At 41.9% G+C, this 19,828-nt stretch carries 20 protein-coding genes; 1 reads left to right on the top strand and 19 read right to left on the bottom strand.

Annotated elements, in window-relative coordinates:
• Nucleotides 1–2: 2 nt before the first annotated feature.
• From HMPREF2634_RS01620 to HMPREF2634_RS01700, 17 genes are all read right to left on the bottom strand, one after another.
• Nucleotides 3–437: a MarR family winged helix-turn-helix transcriptional regulator gene (locus HMPREF2634_RS01620; protein ID WP_021001190.1), complete on the bottom strand. Its 435-nt coding sequence runs from the start codon at nt 435–437 to the stop codon at nt 3–5.
• Between the two features lie 92 nt (nt 438–529).
• Entirely contained in the window at nt 530–1,141 is a 612-nt protein-coding gene (locus HMPREF2634_RS01625) for an HAD-IA family hydrolase (protein WP_021001189.1), read from the bottom strand.
• On the bottom strand, nt 1,138–2,415 hold the full coding sequence (locus tag HMPREF2634_RS01630) for an MATE family efflux transporter (RefSeq protein WP_070836135.1): 1,278 nt from the start codon (nt 2,413–2,415) through the stop codon (nt 1,138–1,140). Before HMPREF2634_RS01630 ends, HMPREF2634_RS01625 begins: the two co-directional genes overlap by 4 nt.
• A gap of 135 nt (nt 2,416–2,550) precedes the next feature.
• Nucleotides 2,551–4,035 carry a threonine synthase gene (thrC, locus tag HMPREF2634_RS01635; RefSeq protein WP_021001187.1) on the bottom strand — a complete coding sequence of 495 codons (1,485 nt, stop codon included), beginning with the start codon at nt 4,033–4,035 and terminating at the stop codon, nt 2,551–2,553.
• A 277-nt stretch (nt 4,036–4,312) separates the two neighbouring features.
• Complete coding sequence (locus tag HMPREF2634_RS01640) at nt 4,313–4,948, bottom strand: TetR/AcrR family transcriptional regulator (protein WP_003027272.1); 636 nt, start codon at nt 4,946–4,948, stop codon at nt 4,313–4,315.
• Nucleotides 4,949–4,973: 25 nt separating this feature from the next.
• Entirely contained in the window at nt 4,974–6,158 is a 1,185-nt protein-coding gene (locus tag HMPREF2634_RS01645; protein ID WP_041783976.1) for an ABC transporter permease, read from the bottom strand.
• Complete coding sequence (locus HMPREF2634_RS01650; protein WP_003027266.1) at nt 6,158–6,877, bottom strand: ABC transporter ATP-binding protein; 720 nt, start codon at nt 6,875–6,877, stop codon at nt 6,158–6,160. Before HMPREF2634_RS01650 ends, HMPREF2634_RS01645 begins: the two co-directional genes overlap by 1 nt.
• Nucleotides 6,878–7,419: 542 nt before the next feature.
• The gene (locus HMPREF2634_RS01655) at nt 7,420–8,043 is read right to left on the bottom strand and encodes a V-type ATP synthase subunit D (RefSeq protein ID WP_057489505.1); all 624 of its coding nucleotides are present in this window, start codon (nt 8,041–8,043) and stop codon (nt 7,420–7,422) included.
• A gap of 13 nt (nt 8,044–8,056) precedes the next feature.
• Nucleotides 8,057–9,448, bottom strand: a complete 1,392-nt coding sequence (locus tag HMPREF2634_RS01660) for a V-type ATP synthase subunit B (RefSeq protein WP_003027260.1) — start codon at nt 9,446–9,448, stop codon at nt 8,057–8,059.
• Nucleotides 9,435–11,225, bottom strand: a complete 1,791-nt coding sequence (locus HMPREF2634_RS01665) for a V-type ATP synthase subunit A (protein WP_021001182.1) — start codon at nt 11,223–11,225, stop codon at nt 9,435–9,437. Before HMPREF2634_RS01665 ends, HMPREF2634_RS01660 begins: the two co-directional genes overlap by 14 nt.
• A gap of 103 nt (nt 11,226–11,328) precedes the next feature.
• The gene (locus tag HMPREF2634_RS01670) at nt 11,329–12,024 is read right to left on the bottom strand and encodes a GNAT family N-acetyltransferase (protein ID WP_049517229.1); all 696 of its coding nucleotides are present in this window, start codon (nt 12,022–12,024) and stop codon (nt 11,329–11,331) included.
• Nucleotides 12,025–12,031: 7 nt separating this feature from the next.
• Nucleotides 12,032–12,352 carry a V-type ATP synthase subunit F gene (locus tag HMPREF2634_RS01675; RefSeq protein ID WP_021001180.1) on the bottom strand — a complete coding sequence of 107 codons (321 nt, stop codon included), beginning with the start codon at nt 12,350–12,352 and terminating at the stop codon, nt 12,032–12,034.
• The gene (locus tag HMPREF2634_RS01680; RefSeq protein WP_070836137.1) at nt 12,342–13,352 is read right to left on the bottom strand and encodes a V-type ATPase subunit; all 1,011 of its coding nucleotides are present in this window, start codon (nt 13,350–13,352) and stop codon (nt 12,342–12,344) included. Before HMPREF2634_RS01680 ends, HMPREF2634_RS01675 begins: the two co-directional genes overlap by 11 nt.
• A gap of 11 nt (nt 13,353–13,363) precedes the next feature.
• Nucleotides 13,364–13,954: a hypothetical protein gene (locus tag HMPREF2634_RS01685; RefSeq protein ID WP_021001178.1), complete on the bottom strand. Its 591-nt coding sequence runs from the start codon at nt 13,952–13,954 to the stop codon at nt 13,364–13,366.
• 55 nt (nt 13,955–14,009) lie between these two features.
• Nucleotides 14,010–14,489: a V-type ATP synthase subunit K gene (locus HMPREF2634_RS01690; RefSeq protein WP_003027244.1), complete on the bottom strand. Its 480-nt coding sequence runs from the start codon at nt 14,487–14,489 to the stop codon at nt 14,010–14,012.
• A 99-nt stretch (nt 14,490–14,588) separates the two neighbouring features.
• On the bottom strand, nt 14,589–16,547 hold the full coding sequence (locus tag HMPREF2634_RS01695) for a V-type ATP synthase subunit I (RefSeq protein WP_057489503.1): 1,959 nt from the start codon (nt 16,545–16,547) through the stop codon (nt 14,589–14,591).
• The gene (locus tag HMPREF2634_RS01700; RefSeq protein ID WP_003027241.1) at nt 16,537–16,860 is read right to left on the bottom strand and encodes a hypothetical protein; all 324 of its coding nucleotides are present in this window, start codon (nt 16,858–16,860) and stop codon (nt 16,537–16,539) included. Before HMPREF2634_RS01700 ends, HMPREF2634_RS01695 begins: the two co-directional genes overlap by 11 nt.
• 236 nt (nt 16,861–17,096) lie before the next feature.
• Here HMPREF2634_RS01700 and HMPREF2634_RS01705 point away from each other — a divergent pair, with 236 nt between their 5' ends.
• Nucleotides 17,097–17,942 (top strand): MurR/RpiR family transcriptional regulator, encoded by an 846-nt coding sequence (locus HMPREF2634_RS01705; RefSeq protein WP_041783974.1) that lies wholly within the window; start codon nt 17,097–17,099, stop codon nt 17,940–17,942.
• 54 nt (nt 17,943–17,996) lie between these two features.
• On the opposite strand, the gene HMPREF2634_RS01710 is transcribed toward HMPREF2634_RS01705, so the two are convergent.
• The gene (locus HMPREF2634_RS01710; protein ID WP_003027238.1) at nt 17,997–18,881 is read right to left on the bottom strand and encodes an ROK family protein; all 885 of its coding nucleotides are present in this window, start codon (nt 18,879–18,881) and stop codon (nt 17,997–17,999) included.
• A 17-nt stretch (nt 18,882–18,898) separates the two neighbouring features.
• Nucleotides 18,899–19,816 carry a dihydrodipicolinate synthase family protein gene (locus HMPREF2634_RS01715; RefSeq protein ID WP_003027236.1) on the bottom strand — a complete coding sequence of 306 codons (918 nt, stop codon included), beginning with the start codon at nt 19,814–19,816 and terminating at the stop codon, nt 18,899–18,901.
• Nucleotides 19,817–19,828 lie beyond the last annotated feature (12 nt).

Raw genomic sequence — 19,828 nt, forward strand, 5'->3', positions numbered from 1 at the left:
TTCTAATGTTTTTCCACGGTAATCTGATCTAAGCCAGATACAATTTTTTCTAATAAAGTGCTCAGCGTCCTTTTCTCATCATTCGAGAGAACTTTTTCCATTTGCTTTTTGACATTTACATGATAGGTCGGTGGCTCATGCAAAAGCTGCTCTTTTGCAACATTCGTGACATTCACTAGAACCTCTCGTTGATTTTTGGGATTGCGGCTCCGTTGAACATAACCGCGCTCTTCTAAAAGTTTGAAATGCCGAGTTAAGGCTGCAGGATCGATTTTTAAGACCTCTTGCACAGCAACTTGACTGCATGGAGCATTGTCCAATAAAAAGGTCAGTATCTCGTACCGCGTTAAGCTGATTTCTAATTTTTGCTCAAAGAGTTGCGTGATAGCTTGATCAGTTAAATGCAATTGGTACAGCAGGTGATGAATGGCAACCATTTTTTCTCCTTTCTGATTTTAATTGACTAGTCAATTATTGATAAATCAATTATAGACTATCAAAAAAAGAAAAGCAAATATTTTGCTCCCCTTTAACAGATTATCTGTTTAATCTCTAGTAAATTGTTGATTTCGTGATTAATGTTTGGTCGGTCATCGCAGAAATTGATTGATTGAATACCGCTGTTAAAGGCAACATCTACATCCAACGTCCGGTCACCGATATAGTAAGTACTTGTCTTATCCAGCTGGTATTTCTCTACGAGATAGTTCACACCTTCTGGGTCGGGCTTCCTTGCAAATCCATTAGCAGTAGTTACAATTTCTGTGAAATAATCTAAAATCTCTAAATCCGCCAAAATTTGATAAGCATTTTTCCCTTTATGAGTATAGACAAACTGCTGAATATCTGCTTCCTGCGCCCAAACAAGAATAGCCTTAGCACCATCCATGAGCTGAATGTGAGCATTTTTCTCTTGCAAACTTTGACCTCGAAAGCGGTTCATCTCTTCAGCATCTAAACCTTTCTCTGTTGCGACTTTTTCCAGTAATTTCTGAACAGAATGTTGCAAGATATAAGCGTGGATAGCTGGTCTGTCAAAATCCAAGCCATAGTGCATATAGGTTTCCTCAAGCCCCGCCAAAATCGCATCATAAGAGTCCAGCAAGGTTCCGTCCAAATCCCAAATAAAAGCTCTTGTCATGTTTGACTCCTCATTTTTCGTTGATAGATGATTTGTAAAAAAATCCAGCGAAAGGTATTGTCCAAAAGGGTGGCTGTCCAAACTCCGGGCAAGCCTAATCCCAGAGTTACCCCCAGAAAGTAACCCGCCACAATGCGAATCAGCCACATACCAACCGTCGTGGCATAAAAAGGTAACTTCGCATTTCCCAATCCTTGCCAAACAGCCGTGTAGATGACTGTTCCTGTTGTCATAGGCACACCCAAAAGTGAAAAAAGAATGACCGACAAGCTAGCTGTTACAGCGCCGCTATCCTTTGTATAAAGATGTGTTAGTGGCTGTCCAAGTGCAAAAATAAGCAGAGCCACCGCTAGCATGAGTCCAAGAGATAGCCAGTAGGTCTGCTTCGTCAGCTTTCTAACTGTTTGAAAATCTGCCTGTCCCACCGCATGAGCCACTAACATAACCGTTGCAGTAGCGACTCCAAAACCCGGCATATAGTTAAACTGAGTCAGAACCTCTCCAATAGCATTTCCCGCAACGGCAGCTGTCCCGAACTTAACGATAATGGCAATAATCACCACGTCCCCAGCCCGCATCATCAGCCGCTCTCCAGCAGCTGGCAGAGATAAACGCAACAAGTCCCAGTCCAGCCTCCAACTCCAAGGCGCCAGAGGCAGGGACAATTCTTTCCATAAAATCAATATACCCACCAGACGGGCTAAAATGGTGCCCAGCGCCACTCCAACAATTCCCATGTGGAAAATAAAAATCGCAAGACTGGAAAAAAGGACATTGAGCAGATTGCTTAAAAAACTGATATACATAGGCATGCGAGGGTTGCTAGTTGCTCGAATCAAGGAGCCTAGCGTAGTCATCAGACCCAAAAGGAGAATCGTTCCCCCGATTAAAGCTAAATAAAGACCACCTGCATTGGCAACTGCAGGCTCCGTTCCCAGCCAAGCTAATATCTGGCGTCCAAAAACAAGCGAGAAAAGTCCTAGAAAGACGCTCAAAATCAGAGTTAATTTAATGGCTTCGCTAGTGTGATAAGCCAGATTGTCTCGATCTCCTTCTCCCAAACTCTTGGAAATGAGACTGGATACTGCTGCTCCCAGCGCAATAAAAATAGCTTGGTAAATCGTAATAACATTACCAGCAACCGAAACTCCTGAAATAGCCACGAGACCGAGACTCGCTACCAAATACGAGTCCACCATTCCCATTAGCATCTGCAAAAAGTTTTCGACCATGGCTGGTAGGGCAATATTTAAAATCTTTTTATAAGTGGTCATACATCATGAAACTCCTGCTTTTGATTATACACTTTTCTGCACTTTGCTGGCAATATTTTGTTTACACTCTGTTGCAATCTGAAAACACTCAGTTGGCTACCAACTGAGTGTTTGTTACAAAAATTTATTAGATTATTAAAGTCCTAAATAGCTTTCTACTGCTGCCTGCATCTGGTCAGTAGCAACAGTCGTTTTATGGCGAACTTGTGCGGTTTCTAGGTTAGCAACTGCAGAAGGCACTGCAACTCCTGAAATCTCGTGGAGTTTTGTTAAGGCTTCAAAATCACTCAGACCTGTCTGCCCAGTCACAGCTTCGACTGCCACAACTGGGAATTTGTAAGGACTGGCGGTTGAAGCAATAACAGTCGTAGTCTCATCACTTGTAGCTGTCCGGTATTTTTGATAAACAGCTGAAGCGACCGCTGTGTGCGGATCTTCAATGTAATCAGACGCCTCATAAACTCGTTTGATCTCAGATGCTGTCTCAACTTCGGTGGCATATTCTGCCGCAAAGAGTTCTAAAATAGCTGGGTCAAAATCAGTCAACTCATACTGACCATGCTGATTGAGAGACTTCATCAAATCCGCTGTCTTTTCTGCACTATTTCCTAACAGGTGGAAAATTAAACGCTCTAAGTTTGAAGAAACTAAAATATCCATAGACGGACTAGACGTTACCTTAAAGCTGCGCTTTTTGTCATAAACATGTGTCTTAAAGAAATCTGTTAGGACATTATTTTCATTAGAAGCACAAATCAACTTGCCCACCGGAAGACCGATTTGTTTAGCATAATAGGCTGCTAAGATATTGCCGAAGTTTCCAGTTGGAACAGCAAAATTAACTGCTTCGCCTGCCTGAATCTGACCGGTTTTAACCAATTGTGCATAGGCATAAACATAGTAAACAATCTGTGGCACCAAACGCCCGATATTCATGGAGTTAGCAGAAGAAAATTGCAACTGATGTGTAGCTAAACACTCCCGAAGAGCCGCATCATTAAACATGCTTTTGACATTGGTCTGGGCGTCATCAAAATTGCCCTCAATAGCCACCACATGAGTATTGTCCCCCGTCTGAGTGGTCATCTGCAACTCCTGAACTTTGCTGACACCATCTTTAGGATAAAAGACAATAATTTCTGTTCCCGGAACATCCGCAAAGCCTGCCATAGCTGCTTTCCCAGTATCACCAGAAGTCGCCGTCAAAATGACGATTTTATTTTTCAAGCCATGTTTTTTCGCTGCTGTCGTCATCAAATGCGGGAGGATAGACAAGGCCATATCCTTGAAAGCAATCGTAGCACCATGGAATAGTTCCAAATTGTATTGCCCATTCAGTTTCACCAAGGGAGCAATCTCTGGCGTGTCAAACTTGCTGTCATAGGCATTGTTAATGCAGTTATCCAGCTCTTGATCTGTAAAGTCATCTAAAAAAGCGGATAAAATCAATTTTGCAACTTCCTGATAGGAAGCATCTTTGAGTTTAGTAAAATCCAGCTCTAGTTGCGGATAAGAAATTGGCGTAAAGAGACCACCGTCCGTTGCTAACCCCTGCAAAATAGCCTGACTGGCTGTCACCGTATTGTTTGCGTCACGCGTTGATTGATAAACTAAAGTCATGAGTTTCTGTCCTTTTCGTGTAGTCTGTTCTATTATAACATGATTTATCAGAAAATTCCCGCATTTTATGGGAAATGTGAGAGAGTGGAGTTGGAGATTCTCAGTGTTTATATAGCTACCTCGAAAAGTTTTTTGACACTTTGAACTTTTATACTATGCCATTGTAGACATGACGCTGATTAGATTGTCTCTATTTCCTACAGTGGACGCTTTGAGCTTGCCCTACTTCAATAAAGCCTATGCCTCTCTGATTTTTGAGTCATAGGCTTGTAGCGTTTTATTTCAATGTCAAAAGAGACAGGATTTGTTTTTCAATAAGGATTAAATCATCAGCTTGCGATAGTGTTGGTATATTTAAAATAAAACGCTGTGCGAAATAAGCAAAAAGCAAACCAGCATTCGTTCTGATAACATCCATACCACTGAGATTAGAATTGATTTGAGGGTTTTTGCTTTTTAATAATTGCCAATAGTCAGTAAAGTCAGTCAAGATCGACATTTGAATGTTAACTAATAGCGCTTCTCGTAATTCTGTATTGACCAAACATTCTTGCACAAGAATTTTAATGAGTTCTGCATTTTGAGCTAAAAAGTGAAAACGATCTTGAACAATGAAATGAACAGTCTCTTCCAAACGATGGTAGTTCTTAAGCCGCGGGAAAAAATCTTTCTTCAACTCAGGAATCATAGGCTGCATAATTTCTGATAATAATTCACTTTTAGTTTTAAAATATTTAAAGATGGTAGCCTGACTAACCCCAGCTTTTTCAGCGATCTGAGCAGTAGAGGTTCCATTATAGCCTTGTTGAGAAAAAAGTTCAATGGCAGCAACTAATGTTTTCTTTTTTCCAGCTGGCATTTGATGATGCTCTAACCATTCTTTGTAGTTATGTAAAATATTACTGTTGTTCATAGTTACCTCACTTTTGTCTATTTTATTATACCTTTCGATAACGTTTAAGTCCAACAATATTGAGAACGGTTAAGATAGACAAGAAAATTAGGAGGACAAATAAGTCAGATTCTAGGTTAAGGATACTAGTCCCTTGTAAAACAATTTCTGATAACGCATGTCCAGCATAATAAAGAGGGAGGAATTTTCCCATAGATTGGATCCAGTTTGCCATGGAATCTAAAGGAATAATACCTGAGAAAAATACTTGCGGAACAATAATGATAGGAATGAATTGCATCATTTGAAATTCAGATTGCGCTAAAGTGGATAATAATAATCCAAAAGATAAAGCAACCAAGGCAAATAAAATATTGACTAAAATAATATCTATCATGCTTCCTAATACTTTTAATTTTAACAGCCAAACTGTTGACAACACAATAATAGTTGTTTGTAAGGCTGCAACAGCGCCATAAGAAAGCATGTAACCAAAGACAATATCTGAACGTTTGACTGGGGTTGCTAAAAGGCGATCAAGTGTTCCTGTTGTTCGTTCCTTAAGCAAGGCCATGCCTGAAATGAGGAAAACAAAGAAGAAGACGAAAAAGCCCATCAAGATTGGGACTATCTTAGTAAAAAAGGTGGTATCTTTATTGCCGTAAATATAATCTTCAGAAATATCAAATGTCGTTTGTTGAATATTAGTTTGTTTGGTTTGATTAAGGTTAGCTTCACTCATATCAGACTGGCTATTATTTTGATATTGGTCTGGCAATCTATTCGCTTGAGCTGCTTTTGCACTCGCTTGTTGTTGTGCCTTTTTGAGATTTTGAAGCAATTCCTGTACTTGCACTTGTTTTAGAGTGCTTTTAACAGCCTGCCGCGTTAGCGCGGTTTTGCTAGTATCGGTATTAGCATAGGTGAGCTTATATTTTTCTTTGCCTTTATAAACTAGTACGGCATCTGCCTTTTTGTCTTTTAAAGCCTTTTTAGCCGCATATTCTGTTTTATAGCCTTTAGTACTGATGTGTTTAACACCATCTAATGACTTTTTAACAGCATTTGAAACATTTACGGAAGCTATTTGAACATTCGTATCGGTACTGGCAGAAAAAGCAATATTCATGAGCCACATGATGAATATTGGAGCCAAAAACAAAAGTGCCAGAGACCGTTTGTCACGTAATAATTCTGTCAATACCTTTTTTGAAATCGCGAAAATTCTCATCATAATTCTCCTTCTGCCTTTAAGAAAACATCTTCGATGGAATTAACTTGATAGCTTGACTTTAAGTTAGCAGGACTATCAAAGGCCATTATTCTGCCATCTAGCAATAATCCAACTTTATCTGTTAATTCAGCTTCATCCATAACATGTGTTGTCACTAGGATACCAACGCCGTTTTTTTTGAGTTGACGCAGTTCTCGCCAAACTTGACGACGCAGTGCGGGGTCTATCCCAACAGTTGGTTCATCTAGTATGAGGAGGCGAGGATTGCCTAAAAAAGCAATTGCCAAAGAAAGTCGGCGCTTCATTCCACCGGAATAGCCCGCAACAGTTTTATTGAGGTGTTCAGATAAATCAACAACCTGAACAGCGTGGTGAATAGCTTGAGAAAGTTCTGTTTTCGTCAGCCCTTTCATTTTTCCAAAAAATTCCAGATTTTCTGTCCCAGATAGACTTTCGTAAAGGGCATCGGATTGTGCCATGTAGCCGATATCTCCTAAAACTCGCCGGTCAGGCATCTGATGATTGAGAACCAGCGCCTTCCCTTCGTTGGCTTTTTCCATTCCGAGCATAGTCTTTATCATCGTTGATTTTCCAGCACCAGACGGTCCAATTAAACCAACAATTTCCCCTGCTTCTAGATGGAAACTAACATGATTAAGAACAACCTGACTGCCAAAATTTTTTCTCAGGTTTTGTAAATCCAATAATTTTTCCATAAAAAACCTCTTTCTAATAGATAAGTGATTACTCACTATCCCTACAATTCCCATTATAGTGAGTAATCACTCACTTGTCAAGTGAAAACTTCTTAGCTTTTAAAATAAATATTGCTAAAAGCGTGAATCTTATTAACAGGTAATGAAAAATCAAAGAGCCGAATTGTCAGTAACAGTAAGTATGACAAAATGAAGTTAACAATGTGTGATTTTAATTTTCTTCAAGTATAAGAATAGGAAAAGCTGTCGTTATTACAGAGAAATTTAAGAGAATTTTGGATGATTGTGCAGAATTAGGCAGGCTGAAGCCAACGACACATCATGAGTTTTTCAAAGAATACTAATAGATGACCACAGAAAAAAGCTGCTTCTTTTTCAATCAACAAAAGAGACGATAAATTCATCACATTTATCGTCTCTTTTGTTATTATTTTATTTCCAATTTGTCAGCGCAGAGGTCGGCTGGCTAAAAACTTGGCAGAACTCTCTTTGTAAATTGTTTTACAGCCTATTTTCAGTGATTTTTTAATGCTCTCACATCTTTATTTCACTTTCATTACTCTCACTAGACTAGCGCGTTCGGCTTCTTCTAGCTTCATCTCGATATAATGAATGGTTTCTGTGAGATCCGGAATGGTTGCATACTCTAAGCCATTGACCCTACGACGGGTCTTTTCAATCTCATCTGCCATCAGCTGGCAACTCTTTTCAATTTCTGCTAAGCGCAGGAGGTCAGGCAATAGGTTGCCCATATCCTCAATCGTCTCATCCATCTGGCTATTAGAAGCTATATAGCTATAAACCACATCTCCCTCATCATCACCATAAGGATTGTCAATACGGGCATGCATCTTAGGCACCTGCACACTCATGATATTTTCCTGTTCGATATGAAGATTGACTTCTCGCATGGGAACAGCAAAAATTTCCTCCACCATGAGGTCGCTTTCTAAGGCTTTTGCCAATACAAAATCCTGCATGTGACCAACCAGAGCTGATTCAACTTTTTGGCGAAGGTGATTGTTCTCGCGAACAGCTTCAATGAAACGACGCATCAATTCATCTCGCTTATCCTTGAGAAGTTTGTGTCCGCGAGTAGCTGTTTTCAAGCGCTCTTTCAGGTTGTTCAGCTCCATTCGGGTTGGTTTGACATTTAAACGAGCCATTTAGATCACCTCCCTAGGCTTGCTGCTTGCTTTCTGGCAAATATTGATCAATCATGTCGTCCTTGATCCGTTTAAGTTCTGTCCGTGGCAAGATAGACAACAATTCCCAGCCTAAATCCAAACTTTCTTCAATCGTCCGATTGGTATAAAAACCTTGATTGATATATTCTTTTTCAAATCGATCGGTAAATTGAACATAGAGCTTGTCTGTGTCAGATAGCGCGGATTCTCCCAGTACAACCGCTAATTCTTTGGCTTGTTTGCCTTGTGCATAAGCCGCAAAGAGCTGATTCATGGTTGCTGCATGATCTCCCCGAGTCTTTCCTTCGCCAGAACCCTTGTCTTTGAGGCGCGAAAGAGACGGCAGTACGTTAATCGGCGGACGATAACCGCTGTTGTAAAGGTCACGCGACAGGATAATCTGACCTTCGGTGATGTAACCCGTCAAATCAGGAATGGGATGAGTGATGTCATCCTCAGGCATGGTGAGAATAGGAATCTGCGTCACCGAGCCTTTCTTCCCCACCAAGCGCCCCGCCCGTTCATAAAGGGTGGAAAGATTGGTATAGAGATAGCCCGGATAACCTCGACGTCCCGGCACTTCTCGACGAGCTGCGGATACTTCGCGCAAGGCCTCGCAGTAGTTGGTCATATCTGTCATGATGACGAGAACATGCATGTCTTTTTCATAAGCCAAATATTCAGCAGCAGTCAGGGCAATCCGCGGTGTCGCAATCCGCTCAATAGCAGGATCATTGGCTAGATTGATAAAGAGGATAGAGCGGTCAATAGCTCCCGTTTCTCGCAAGTCATTCATGAAAAACTCGGCTTCTTCAAAGGTAATCCCCATAGCCGCAAAGACTACTGCAAAATTTTCTTCTGAATTGAGCACCGTAGCTTGACGAGCAATCTGGGCAGCCAATTCCTTGTGAGGCAGACCTGAACCAGAGAAAACTGGCAATTTTTGTCCTCGAACTAAGGTATTGAGGTGATCAATGGCTGAAATCCCAGTCTGGATAAACTCATCGGGATAATCTCGCGCGACTGGATTGATGGCTTGACCGTCAATATCCAAGTATTTTTCCGGCAAAATATCTGGTCCACCGTCAATAGGCTTGCCCATACCGTTGAAAATTCGTCCTACCATATCTTCTGACACTGGCAATTCAAGCGGTCGACCGGTAAAACGAACCTTGGCTTTTTCTAGATTAATACCGCTGGAGCCTTCAAACAGCTGCACCATTGCCTTGTCTTCTTGCACTTCCAAGACCTGTCCCTGACGCTTGGTTCCGTCATGGAGCTGGATTTCCACCAGCTCATTAAAATGCACACCTTCGACTTGCTCCACAATCATCAAAGGACCAACAACTTCACTGACGGTACGGTATTCTTTAATCACGTTCATTGTCCGTTCCTCCTTGTGCAAGAATCTCATGCAAGTTTTCTCGAATAGCAGCATCCAAATTACAAATTGCATCCAGCTGCTCTTCTGGGATAAATTTAGAGCGAGCAATTCGATCTCGCAGCTCCACAGTACCGTTCATGATTTCGGTAAAGTAGGCACCTAAATTCAAGGCACGATTGGCTTCCTCATCAAATGTTAAAATATTAGTGAGCAGAGCTACTTGTTTTTTAAAGGAAGTGTAGGTGTCAACCTCATCAAAAGCATTCTGCTGCAGGTAATCCTCACGAATCATTTTAGCTGTATTCATGGTGAGACGATCCTTTTCAGACAAAGAGTCCAGACCGACCAGCCGCACGATTTCCTGTAGCTCACTCTCTTTTTGGAGAATGTTCATCGCCTTGGTCACTTTTTCCGACCAAGCCGACTGCTCATGCTGATTGATGTACTGCCCTACCTCGTCTAGATAAAGCGAGTAAGAGCTCAGCCAGTTAATCGCAGGGAAATGGCGACGTTGTGCCAACTGAGCGTCTAAGCCCCAGAAAACTTTGACAATCCGCAGGGTATTTTGCGTGACTGGCTCCGAGATATCTCCACCCGGAGGGGAAACGGCACCGATTGCGGTAATGCTTCCCTCACGCTCGTCACTCCCTAAGGTTTTAACCCGACCAGCTCGTTCGTAATATTCAGCAATCCGGCTACCCAGATAGGCAGGATAGCCTTCGTCGCCCGGCATTTCTTCCAAACGCCCTGACATTTCCCGCAGAGCTTCTGCCCAACGAGATGTTGAATCTGCCATGATAGCCACAGAATAGCCCATATCTCGGAAATATTCAGCAATCGTAATCCCTGTATAGATAGAAGCCTCACGCGCTGCAACTGGCATATTAGACGTATTGGCAATCAGAACAGTTCGCTGCATGATAGACTGACCAGTCGTTGGATCAATTAGCTCTGGAAATTCATTGAGCACATCGGTCATTTCATTGCCCCGCTCACCGCAACCCACATAAATCACGATATCCACATTGGCAAACTTAGCGACCTGATGCTGAACAACGGTCTTGCCCGCCCCGAAAGGTCCTGGAACGGCAGCCGCCCCGCCCTTAGTCACAGGGAAAAAGGTATCAATCACTCGTTGCCCCGTCACCAAAGGCTCTTCTGGAATCAGCTTTTGATCAAATGGACGACCTCGGCGAACCGGCCACTTCTGCATAAGACTGCCGACAAAGACGGAGCCGTCTGCCTGTTCAATCTCATAGACAGGCTGTTCGACAGTATAGCTCCCCGCTTCTATCTTAGTCACACGACCGCTGACACCAATCGGCACTAGAATGCGGTGAGCTACTAATGTGGTTTCTTGAACCGTTCCCAGAATATCACCAGCGGTCACCTCTGTTCCAATCTCCAGACAAGGCACAAAGTCCCACTTGGTCTCTCGATTCAGATGAGGCAACTGCACTCCGCGCACCAGGAAATCACTCTGCGTCACCGTTTGAAAGCGTGCCAAAGGTCGCTGAATTCCGTCAAACATTTGCGAAATCAACCCCGGTCCCAATTCGACCGACAACGGACTCCCCGTCGTTTCCACCGGCTCTCCTGGTCCAAGCCCAGAGGTTTCTTCATATACTTGAATGGAGGCCTCATCTCGACGCATCTCGATGATTTCCCCAATCAAGCCCAAATTGCCCACACGACAAATATCCTGAATATTCGCTTCCTGCATCCCAGAGGCAACTACCAAAGGACCAGAAACTTTTATAATCTTTCCTTGACTCACAATCTTCCTCCATTCTTGGGAGATTTTTGCTTATTTTCTATCCTTGCCGTGAGCTTGAAATCTTTCTTAGTTATCTCTACAGCAAAAATTGATACTTCTTATTTTAAAAATCAGACAAGGCTTTTATTTGTTGCCCATTTTCATCGAAATTATCTGGGCTTAGCCATTTTTCTAAACGAATTTTGACCGCTGGCCAGTCCTTGTCAATCATGGCTAGCCAGTCAGTGTCTCGGTTACGCCCTTTATAAACAACTGCCTGACGAAAAGTGCCTTCGTAGATAAAACCAAGCCTTTCTGCTGCGTATCTTGAAGGTTGATTGAGTGCATCGCATTTCCACTCGTAGCGGCGATACTCCAGCTCCTCAAAAACGTAGCGTGCCAACAGATATTGGGCTTCTGTCGCCAGTCTGGTTCGTTTCAATTGGGGCGAATAGGTCACAGACCCTACCTCAATGACACGGCTACCACGATTGATTCTCATTAGAGCAAAAGTGCCCAATGCCTTGCCACTCTCCTTGTCTACAATGGCATAGTAAAAACGATCCTGAGCTGCCAACATCTGATCTAGCAAGGCCGACCATTCTTCCTGACTTTGAACAGGATTTTGAAAGAGATAAGTCCACATGTCAGCAGGAGAATCCGGACCATAGACTTCATACAAATCCGCCCCATGTTTGTCCTTGGACAGGCATTCAACGATAACATATTGTCCTTCTAGTCGCTCCAGATTGGGCAAATCTCCCGGCTTGAAATTCGGCAAGGTATCTCCAATAAGCTGGCCTAATTCATTTATTTTCATAAAAACCTCACAATATATCCTGTCCAACTGCTTTTTCTACGTTCTCGCGAATACGTCTCTGTCCTAATCCTGTTACTCCTTTATGAGTCGGGATTAAGATAATCGCCGGCAGCACTTGCTTATCATAGTAAGCCAATGTTTCAGGGATTTCTGCAGCCACATCCTCTGTCAAATAAATAATAGCAAAATCTTCTCGGCTCAGTCGTCGTAAAGTATTCACCACATCGGTCGCTTCGGTGACTGGAAAAGTCTGAAAACCAATCAGGCGAAAAGGCAGAATGGCATCACGATTTCCTACCACACCAATTTTATAAGTTTTACTGGCCATAAATCGGTCTCATCCTTTCTTTAATGATTTCTACTGGAAGCTGATTTGTCAAACCGGTCAAAATAAGTCGAAGATTTTTCACTTCTAGCTCTTTTCCCAATAAATAGCGAGCGAGCGGAAGCGAACCACTTGTTTCGAATCGCCCTTGCTCTAAGAGCTTAAACTGAACCAAGTCTGCTAGATACTCCAGTTCAAGATTTGTCAGTTTACCCGAACGCATTTTTTCTTCATAAGTACGTAATTCCGCGTCAAATTCTAGTGGATTGACTTTGGAAAACCAGCTAGCAAGATCGCCTTTTTCAGCCAACTCAATCCACTCTGCACTCGTCAAAGAGCCTTCATCTGATAACAACTGTGTCATGAAACTGTGCGGTTTTTGGTGACGAATGGCACGCTGCACCGTTGTTGCATTATAAAAATCAATCGTCAACCGCACCAACTGCTTAAGCCGCTCATCTTCAAATTCAGATTCCAACCTTTTTAAGTGCGCGAAATAAGCTAGATCCATTCCGATTTCTAGAACACGCACATCTTGGTAATCCTGATATTCTGCCCAAGTTGCTGCTATTTCATCCACCATCAATTTGGGACAGTATTCCGCAGAAAAGGTTGTAATCAGCTGCTCCAGCATGTCTAACGAATATGACCCGACAGGAATCAACAGATGCTTTAAATTTAAGCCTGTTGCCTTGTGCTTAAGCAACACTTTAAGATTGTGATAGGTATATTTAAGCGTGAAAAACTCCACCAAAGCAGATGTTGGACTGACTTCAAAAGCCCATGTATACTCTGCAAACAAATGCTTCATGAGAAATCTCTCAATCGTATTTAAGTCAGTTAGTTGTTCATGATTCGGATTATATGCTGTCCCTTCCAAAGCTGCTGAGCGACTTTCAGAAGTTGAAGCTCGCAACAACTGCTCATATTGCGCAGGACTTAAGAAACTACTCTCATGAATACTAATTTCTGTATTCACTTGAGCGAAGGTCTTTTCATTCATAGAACGCCTCCTTAGTCTGCTTCATCTTGGAAAATCGTCTGAGCAAGCTGATAACTCTCCTCCTGCCACAAAGAATCCACCAAATTGCGGTAGAGGTAGTTATCGTCAATGTTGCCTTGCGAAAGGAGAAAACCCGCTTCTCCACTCACAGGTGAAGAAGCTAATTTCACTTGCGGATAACGCTCTAACAATTGTTCTAATTGAACGGCTGAATATTTACCAAATGTTCGTGAACCAAATGTCAAAACCAGCTCTTCTTGAGGATACTTTTTTAAGATCTGCTCCAAAAAAGCCTGTTCCTGTTTGACCGACCAAGCCGCCATTTGCTCATAAGCCCCTGCAAATAATTCTTTCAAAATCCCTTGCTTGGTCGCCAAAGTAGACTGGCGTTTTTCATTTTCAAGTTGCTGCACTTCACGCTGTACTTGACGTTTTAGCACTTTTACTTCTTGCTCACGTTGTTGCATTTTTTCTTGTTTCAGCCGTACTTTTTGTTCTTTAGTTTCGCGATCAAGGGTTTCTTGGGCATTAGCTACTAACTGTCGCCCATTTTCATGCGCCTGCTCTAAAACCGAATCCCTCAAATGAGATTCAAATTCCATATCTGCCTCCTTCTATGAAATCAGATGGTTCAAGACCCTAAAAACTGTCTCATTTTCATTTTACATTCAAAACCATTAAAAGAGACACAACAAAGGCAAGGATAGCATAGGTTTCGACCATGGCAGCAAGGATTACTCCTTTCATTACGTCTTCAGGACGTTTTGCCAAAATCTGCATGCCAGCGGTTGCTACATTTCCTTGGTATTTAGCAGAATAATAACCAACAATTCCGATTGGAAGTGCGGCAAAAAAGAGAGCTAGACCTGTCTGAAGAGCCATTTCAGGCTGGATTTTAAAGAAAATCAAAATCCCAATAACAAAACCGTACAAGCCTTGCGTACCTGGCAAAAGCTGCAAAATCAAGGCGCTGACGAATTTCTCAGGTTGCTCTTTTAATAGGGCTGCCGCAGCCTGACCGGTCGAGCCGACATTCCGCGCAGAACCGATACCGCTGAGAAAAATCGCAAAAACCACACCGAGTGCTGCGAAAAAGGCACCGCCATAAGTTGAAAAATAAGATGAAAAAGCTTGCATAAATAAACTCCATTTCTAATAGTAAATACTATTTGTTTGATTGTTCTAATTGTCAATGATATAAAATTCTATCTGAGCAATTAAAACAATTTCGCTGAACTACTTTTTGTAGCGAACATATTTCCCTGCTGGTTTCAAAGGTTTAAAGGCTTTTCCACCACCATCGTAGAATTTTCCAAAAAATTCAACAAAAATTAAACGTGCTCCATGTACATAGCCTGATAAAAAGGAGAGGAACATATTGATACTGTGAAGGGCGATAAATAGCACAATACCAATACTGAAGCGAGCAAAAGGAGGAAAGAGACTAACAATTAAGTTAAAGGCTGAACCAATGCTCGCACCTGCAAGACCCAAAGCCATAAGTCTCGTGAAACTCACCAAATCGCCCACATAACTGCTGATATTGTATAAATTAAACAATGCAGGCCCCAATCCTTTCAAACTCTTAGCGCTGATAATAGAAACGAGTACAATACCCACAGCATTTATAATAGCAAGCCATTGTCCGATCAAACCAGCAATAGCAAGCGATGGGAATAATCGGCCCGCTGCTAATAAGGCCAGCCCGACGAGAATCAGCATCCAAGCAAATCCTGAATTATAGGCTTCCGCATAGTCTTTCATGCGAATATTCTTTGTACCACTGAGATAAAGCCCTGTCATGACTGTAATAAACCCAATCACGACCGACATAATCAGAATGGTGATCACATCCGTACTAGTATCAACAACCGCAAAAGGCAATTTGAAACCAAAGAATGAACCGTAGATGACTCCCCAGAATGCAACGCCGACTCCTAAAATTCTAAAAAAGCGTAAATTCTTAGCCAGATTTGGCTTGATATGTAGAGCCTTCAAAGCCCAACTTGTTCCACCAAAGAGCAACAAACCATAACCAATATCAGCTGCCATCATACCAAAAAAGATAAAATAAAACAGCGACACAACGGGTGTTGGATCTTTGTCTTCGTACTTCGGCAGCGAATACATTTCCGTTACCAACTCAAACGGCTCAATCAGCGCATTGTTTTTGAGTTTTGTCGGCACGCGCTGTCGATCAGCTGCCGTCATTTCATGGATTTGAAGCAAGACAGCACCACCAAATTGCTGCGTGAGTCCCATTCTCAAATCTTCTATCTGCTCCTGCTCAATCCAGCCCTCTAAGGCAACTAAATTCTGTGTACTAGCAAGAGCTTCCTTGCTTTCTTGACGAGAAGTTAAATTCAATACATAATCCAACTGACACTTGAGTTGTTTTAATTCTTCATTTGAAGACGCCAATTGTATTTTTGTTGAAGTTATGAGTGCTTCTTGCTCTTTTATCGTCGCTTGTAATGCTACCAAACGCTCCTTTGGTAATTCCTCAAAAGCATATTCAAACAGCTTGAAACCAAGTTCTGTCAAAACTGCTTGGGTTTCCTTAGCAATTTCTGCTTTGCATAACACAAGGATTCCTTTTTCTGTACTGCTAGTAAAAACCTCTCGAACTTCCAGATTGGGATAATCCTGCAATCGAATATTGAACTGATTGTTTCCACTGGTTGGAATGGTTCCCACAAACGCACGAAGATGTTTAAATTGCTTAAGTGCTACTGGAGTAACGTCTAAACTTGCCCATTTCTCCAACTCCGCTACTTCCGACTGAGCCGTTTCTTTGACTTCTTGTGCTCTTGCCAACACTTGAAATTGTTGCTGAATCGCCACAAGAAACGCTTCTTCGTCACGCGCTTGCCCCACCTGTTCTAAACTGACAAAGCTTGTTTCCAACGGAGCTTCCTTCAATGATTCCAGCATTTTTTTCTTAGGAACAAATGCTTGCAGGTTTTCAATCATACGTGCGAGTTTTTCCTGCCGCTGAGTCAAAGCTTGAAGATGTTCCGAAAAAGATGTATCAGGATTCCACACTAACTCTTTCTCAAAAGCACCTTTCCAGGTCTCTTTTGCTTGTAAATCCTGAATTTCGACCGATTGGAGATCTTGCAGATAGGAAAGAATTTCATCCAACAATTCTTTTGGCAACAGCAACGACAACTCCTGCATTTGACTAATTGCCATATTTTTCTACCACCCTGTCTACAATCATTTGCAGTAACGCCTCTTTTTTATTTGACAAAGCTGCTTGGACTTTTTCTTCGTTCTCTTGTTTCGTTTTTTCCAAGTCTTGTGTCAAGCTAGCAATCTCTTTTTCAGATTGTTCCTTTAACTCAATAAGCAACTGTTGTTTTTCTTCATCATAGGCTCGCCCTAGCTGCTTCAAATCCCTAGCTGCTTGGTCTTGCAACTCCCGAATCTGATGTTGATAACCAGCTAGCACTTCATCTGCTGCTCGCTCAATTTCTTGCATTTGCTCAAGAGTAGCGTTCGTCATATCTTGCACCTCCTTTGTATCATACAATGGCTGTAACGTTTACTTGTGTAAATTATAACACATTTTCAAACCATTCGTCACAGAGTTTTATTCCTTTTCTGCGCTTAATTGAAATCATTTCACCGTGTGCTATTTATCAAGCTACCCAGCGTCTTATTTTGTAAAACTATGTTATAATACAAATAGGTTTTTCAAAACATTTGTTCTATATCACTACAAGTAAAGAGAGTACATCTATGAAAAATACGCGACATATTATGGCGAGAATCGAAAGCCATTTTGACAGCATGACCGACTTAGAAAAGCGGATTGCAAACTACTTTTTAAATCCTTCTAGTATCTACGACGACCTTTCTTCGCAAAAAGTTGCGCAAACTCTTTACATCTCCCAGGCGGCACTTACTCGCTTTGCAAAAAAATGTGGATTTAAAGGTTACAGAGAGTTTAATTTTCAATATATTCATCAATTGCGAAATAATGTAGAAGAAACCAACCACTTACAACACGATGTGTCCCGTAGAGTTTTGCGAAATTATACTCAAATTCGACAACAGACAGAGGAATTGATTGATGAAGAAAAACTGTTGCGTGTGGTGCAGTTTATCGAAGAAGCGGATCGAGTGTATTTTTTTGGTATTGGTAGTTCAGGGTTGGTAGCTCGTGATATGAAACTGCGCTTCATGCGGCTTGGGGTCATCTGCGAAGCTTTGACAGATCAAGACGGCTTTGCTTGGACGACCAGTATTTTAGACAAAAATTGCTTGGTGATTGGTTTCTCTTTATCAGGACAAACCCAATCTATCATCAATAGTCTGATGGATGCCAAAGCAATGGGAGCTAAAACTGTATTGGTAACAGGCCAATCAGACAAAGTTGACCAACAATTTACGGAAATCATTCCTGTTGCCATTCAAAGCAAACCAGAGTATATTTTGCGCATCTCAGCTCAATTTTCTATGTTGCTGGTGATTGACTTACTCTATGCTTTTTTCCTTGAAATTGATCGGGAGAAAAAAGAAAAAATCTTCAACAGCTATTGGGAAAATAAAAAATTAAATGGTTACTACCAACGACATAAATAACAAAAGAGCAAGTTGAGTTCAGATTTTCCTGAGAACCTCGCTTGCTCTTTTTATCTATTGTTGTTTATTTTTAAAATGATAATAGGCACCAAACATTCCTGCTGTATTTTGATAGTAAGCGAAAGCGAGCTTGGTTTTTTTAGCGATACTTGGTACCAAGCAGGCTTTCATAGCAGCCTCAATTCGAGGACGAAGAACGGCCTCTTGCTCCATAATGCCGCCACCTAAAATCACCACTTCTGGATTAACCACATAACAGATATTAGCAATCCCTTGTCCCAGATAGTTGACCATACGGTCAATACCTTGGATACAGCGTGCATTTCCTTCTGTTGCTTCCTTGAAAATGCGCCGTCCATTCCACATAGTAGGTTCTTCGTCGTGAAGTTCTGCTACATGATTGACCAAGGCCGTCGTTGAAGCCACATCTTGGAATGCACCATCTGATAGATACACATAACCGACTTCACAGGCTGAATTACTAAAGCCGTGAAAAACCTGACCATCCACCAGCAAACAGCCACCAATACCCGTCCCAATCGTCAAACAAATCGCAATGTTCGCTCCCTTTCCGCTCCCGGACATGACTTCCGCTAAGCCAGCACAATTGACATCGTTTTCAATCTCACAAGGAACGGCAAATGTTTCTTCTACCACTTTCTTGAACTGAGTACCTGCATAGTTCGGAATCTGAGGACCAGCATAAAAGATTTCTCCTTTATCTGGATCGACCATTCCAGCCGAGGAGATACAAACCCCAGCAACTGGAATTTGTTCTAAATAACGTGCTACAATTCCCTTTACCTTGCGCAAAATTTCTGGACCGCCCTTATGAGCCTCTGTTGGGATTTCATGCGCTTCCAGCAAGGTGTCAGTATCATCAATCAGACCATATTTGATATTTGTTCCACCAATATCAATGGCAATATATTTCCCCATAATCCACCTCTTTTTTATTACAAGAACGTTTCCTTAGCTGCACGAATCAAGCGAGCTGCTTCTTCTACAATCGGACGATCTGTGCCTGTCACTGGTGTTAACGGAGCACGAACAGAACCAACGTTTAGATTTTCATTGATTTTCAAGACTTCCTTAATGACAGAATACATATTTCCATGAGCAGCAGTTAATTTTCCGATAATAGTGTTGATGGTAAATTGTAATTCTTTTGCTCTCTCCAATTCTTTGTCGGCAATCAATTGGTTGAGCTTTAAGAAAAGTTCTGGCATAACCCCATATGTTCCGCCGATACCTGCTCTTGCTCCCATCAGGCGACCACCTAAAAATTGCTCATCTGGCCCATTAAAGACGAGGTGGTCTTCCCCGCCAAGTGCTGCAAAGGTTTGAATGTCTTGGACAGGCATGGAAGAATTCTTCACGCCAATCACACGTTCATTTTTGAGCATTTCTGTATATAAACTTGGCGTCAGAGCTACACCTGCCAACTGCGGAATATTGTAGATCACAAAGTCTGTATGTGGGGCAGCTGCGCTAATATCGTTCCAATATTGAGCAATCGAGTATTCTGGCAAACGAAAATAAATCGGTGGTATGGTCGCAATAGCGTCCACTCCCAAGCTTTCTGCATGGCGCGCTAACTCCATACTATCCTTGGTGTTGTTGCAAGCGACGTGAGCAATAATAGTTAATTTCCCTTTTGCCACTGCCATTACTTCTTCTAAAATCAATTTTCTATCAGCAACACTTTGGTAGATACATTCACCAGATGAACCATTGACATACAATCCTTGAACTCCTTTGACGAGAAAATATTCTACCAAAGCTCGCACGCGCTCTGGACTAATTTCGCCTTGATCATCATAGCAAGCATAGAAGGCCGGAATGACCCCTTCATATTTTTTTAAATCTCTCATATTTTATTCTCC

Source organism: Streptococcus sp. HMSC034B03 (genome assembly GCF_001838575.1).
Lineage (GTDB): Bacteria > Bacillota > Bacilli > Lactobacillales > Streptococcaceae > Streptococcus > Streptococcus anginosus.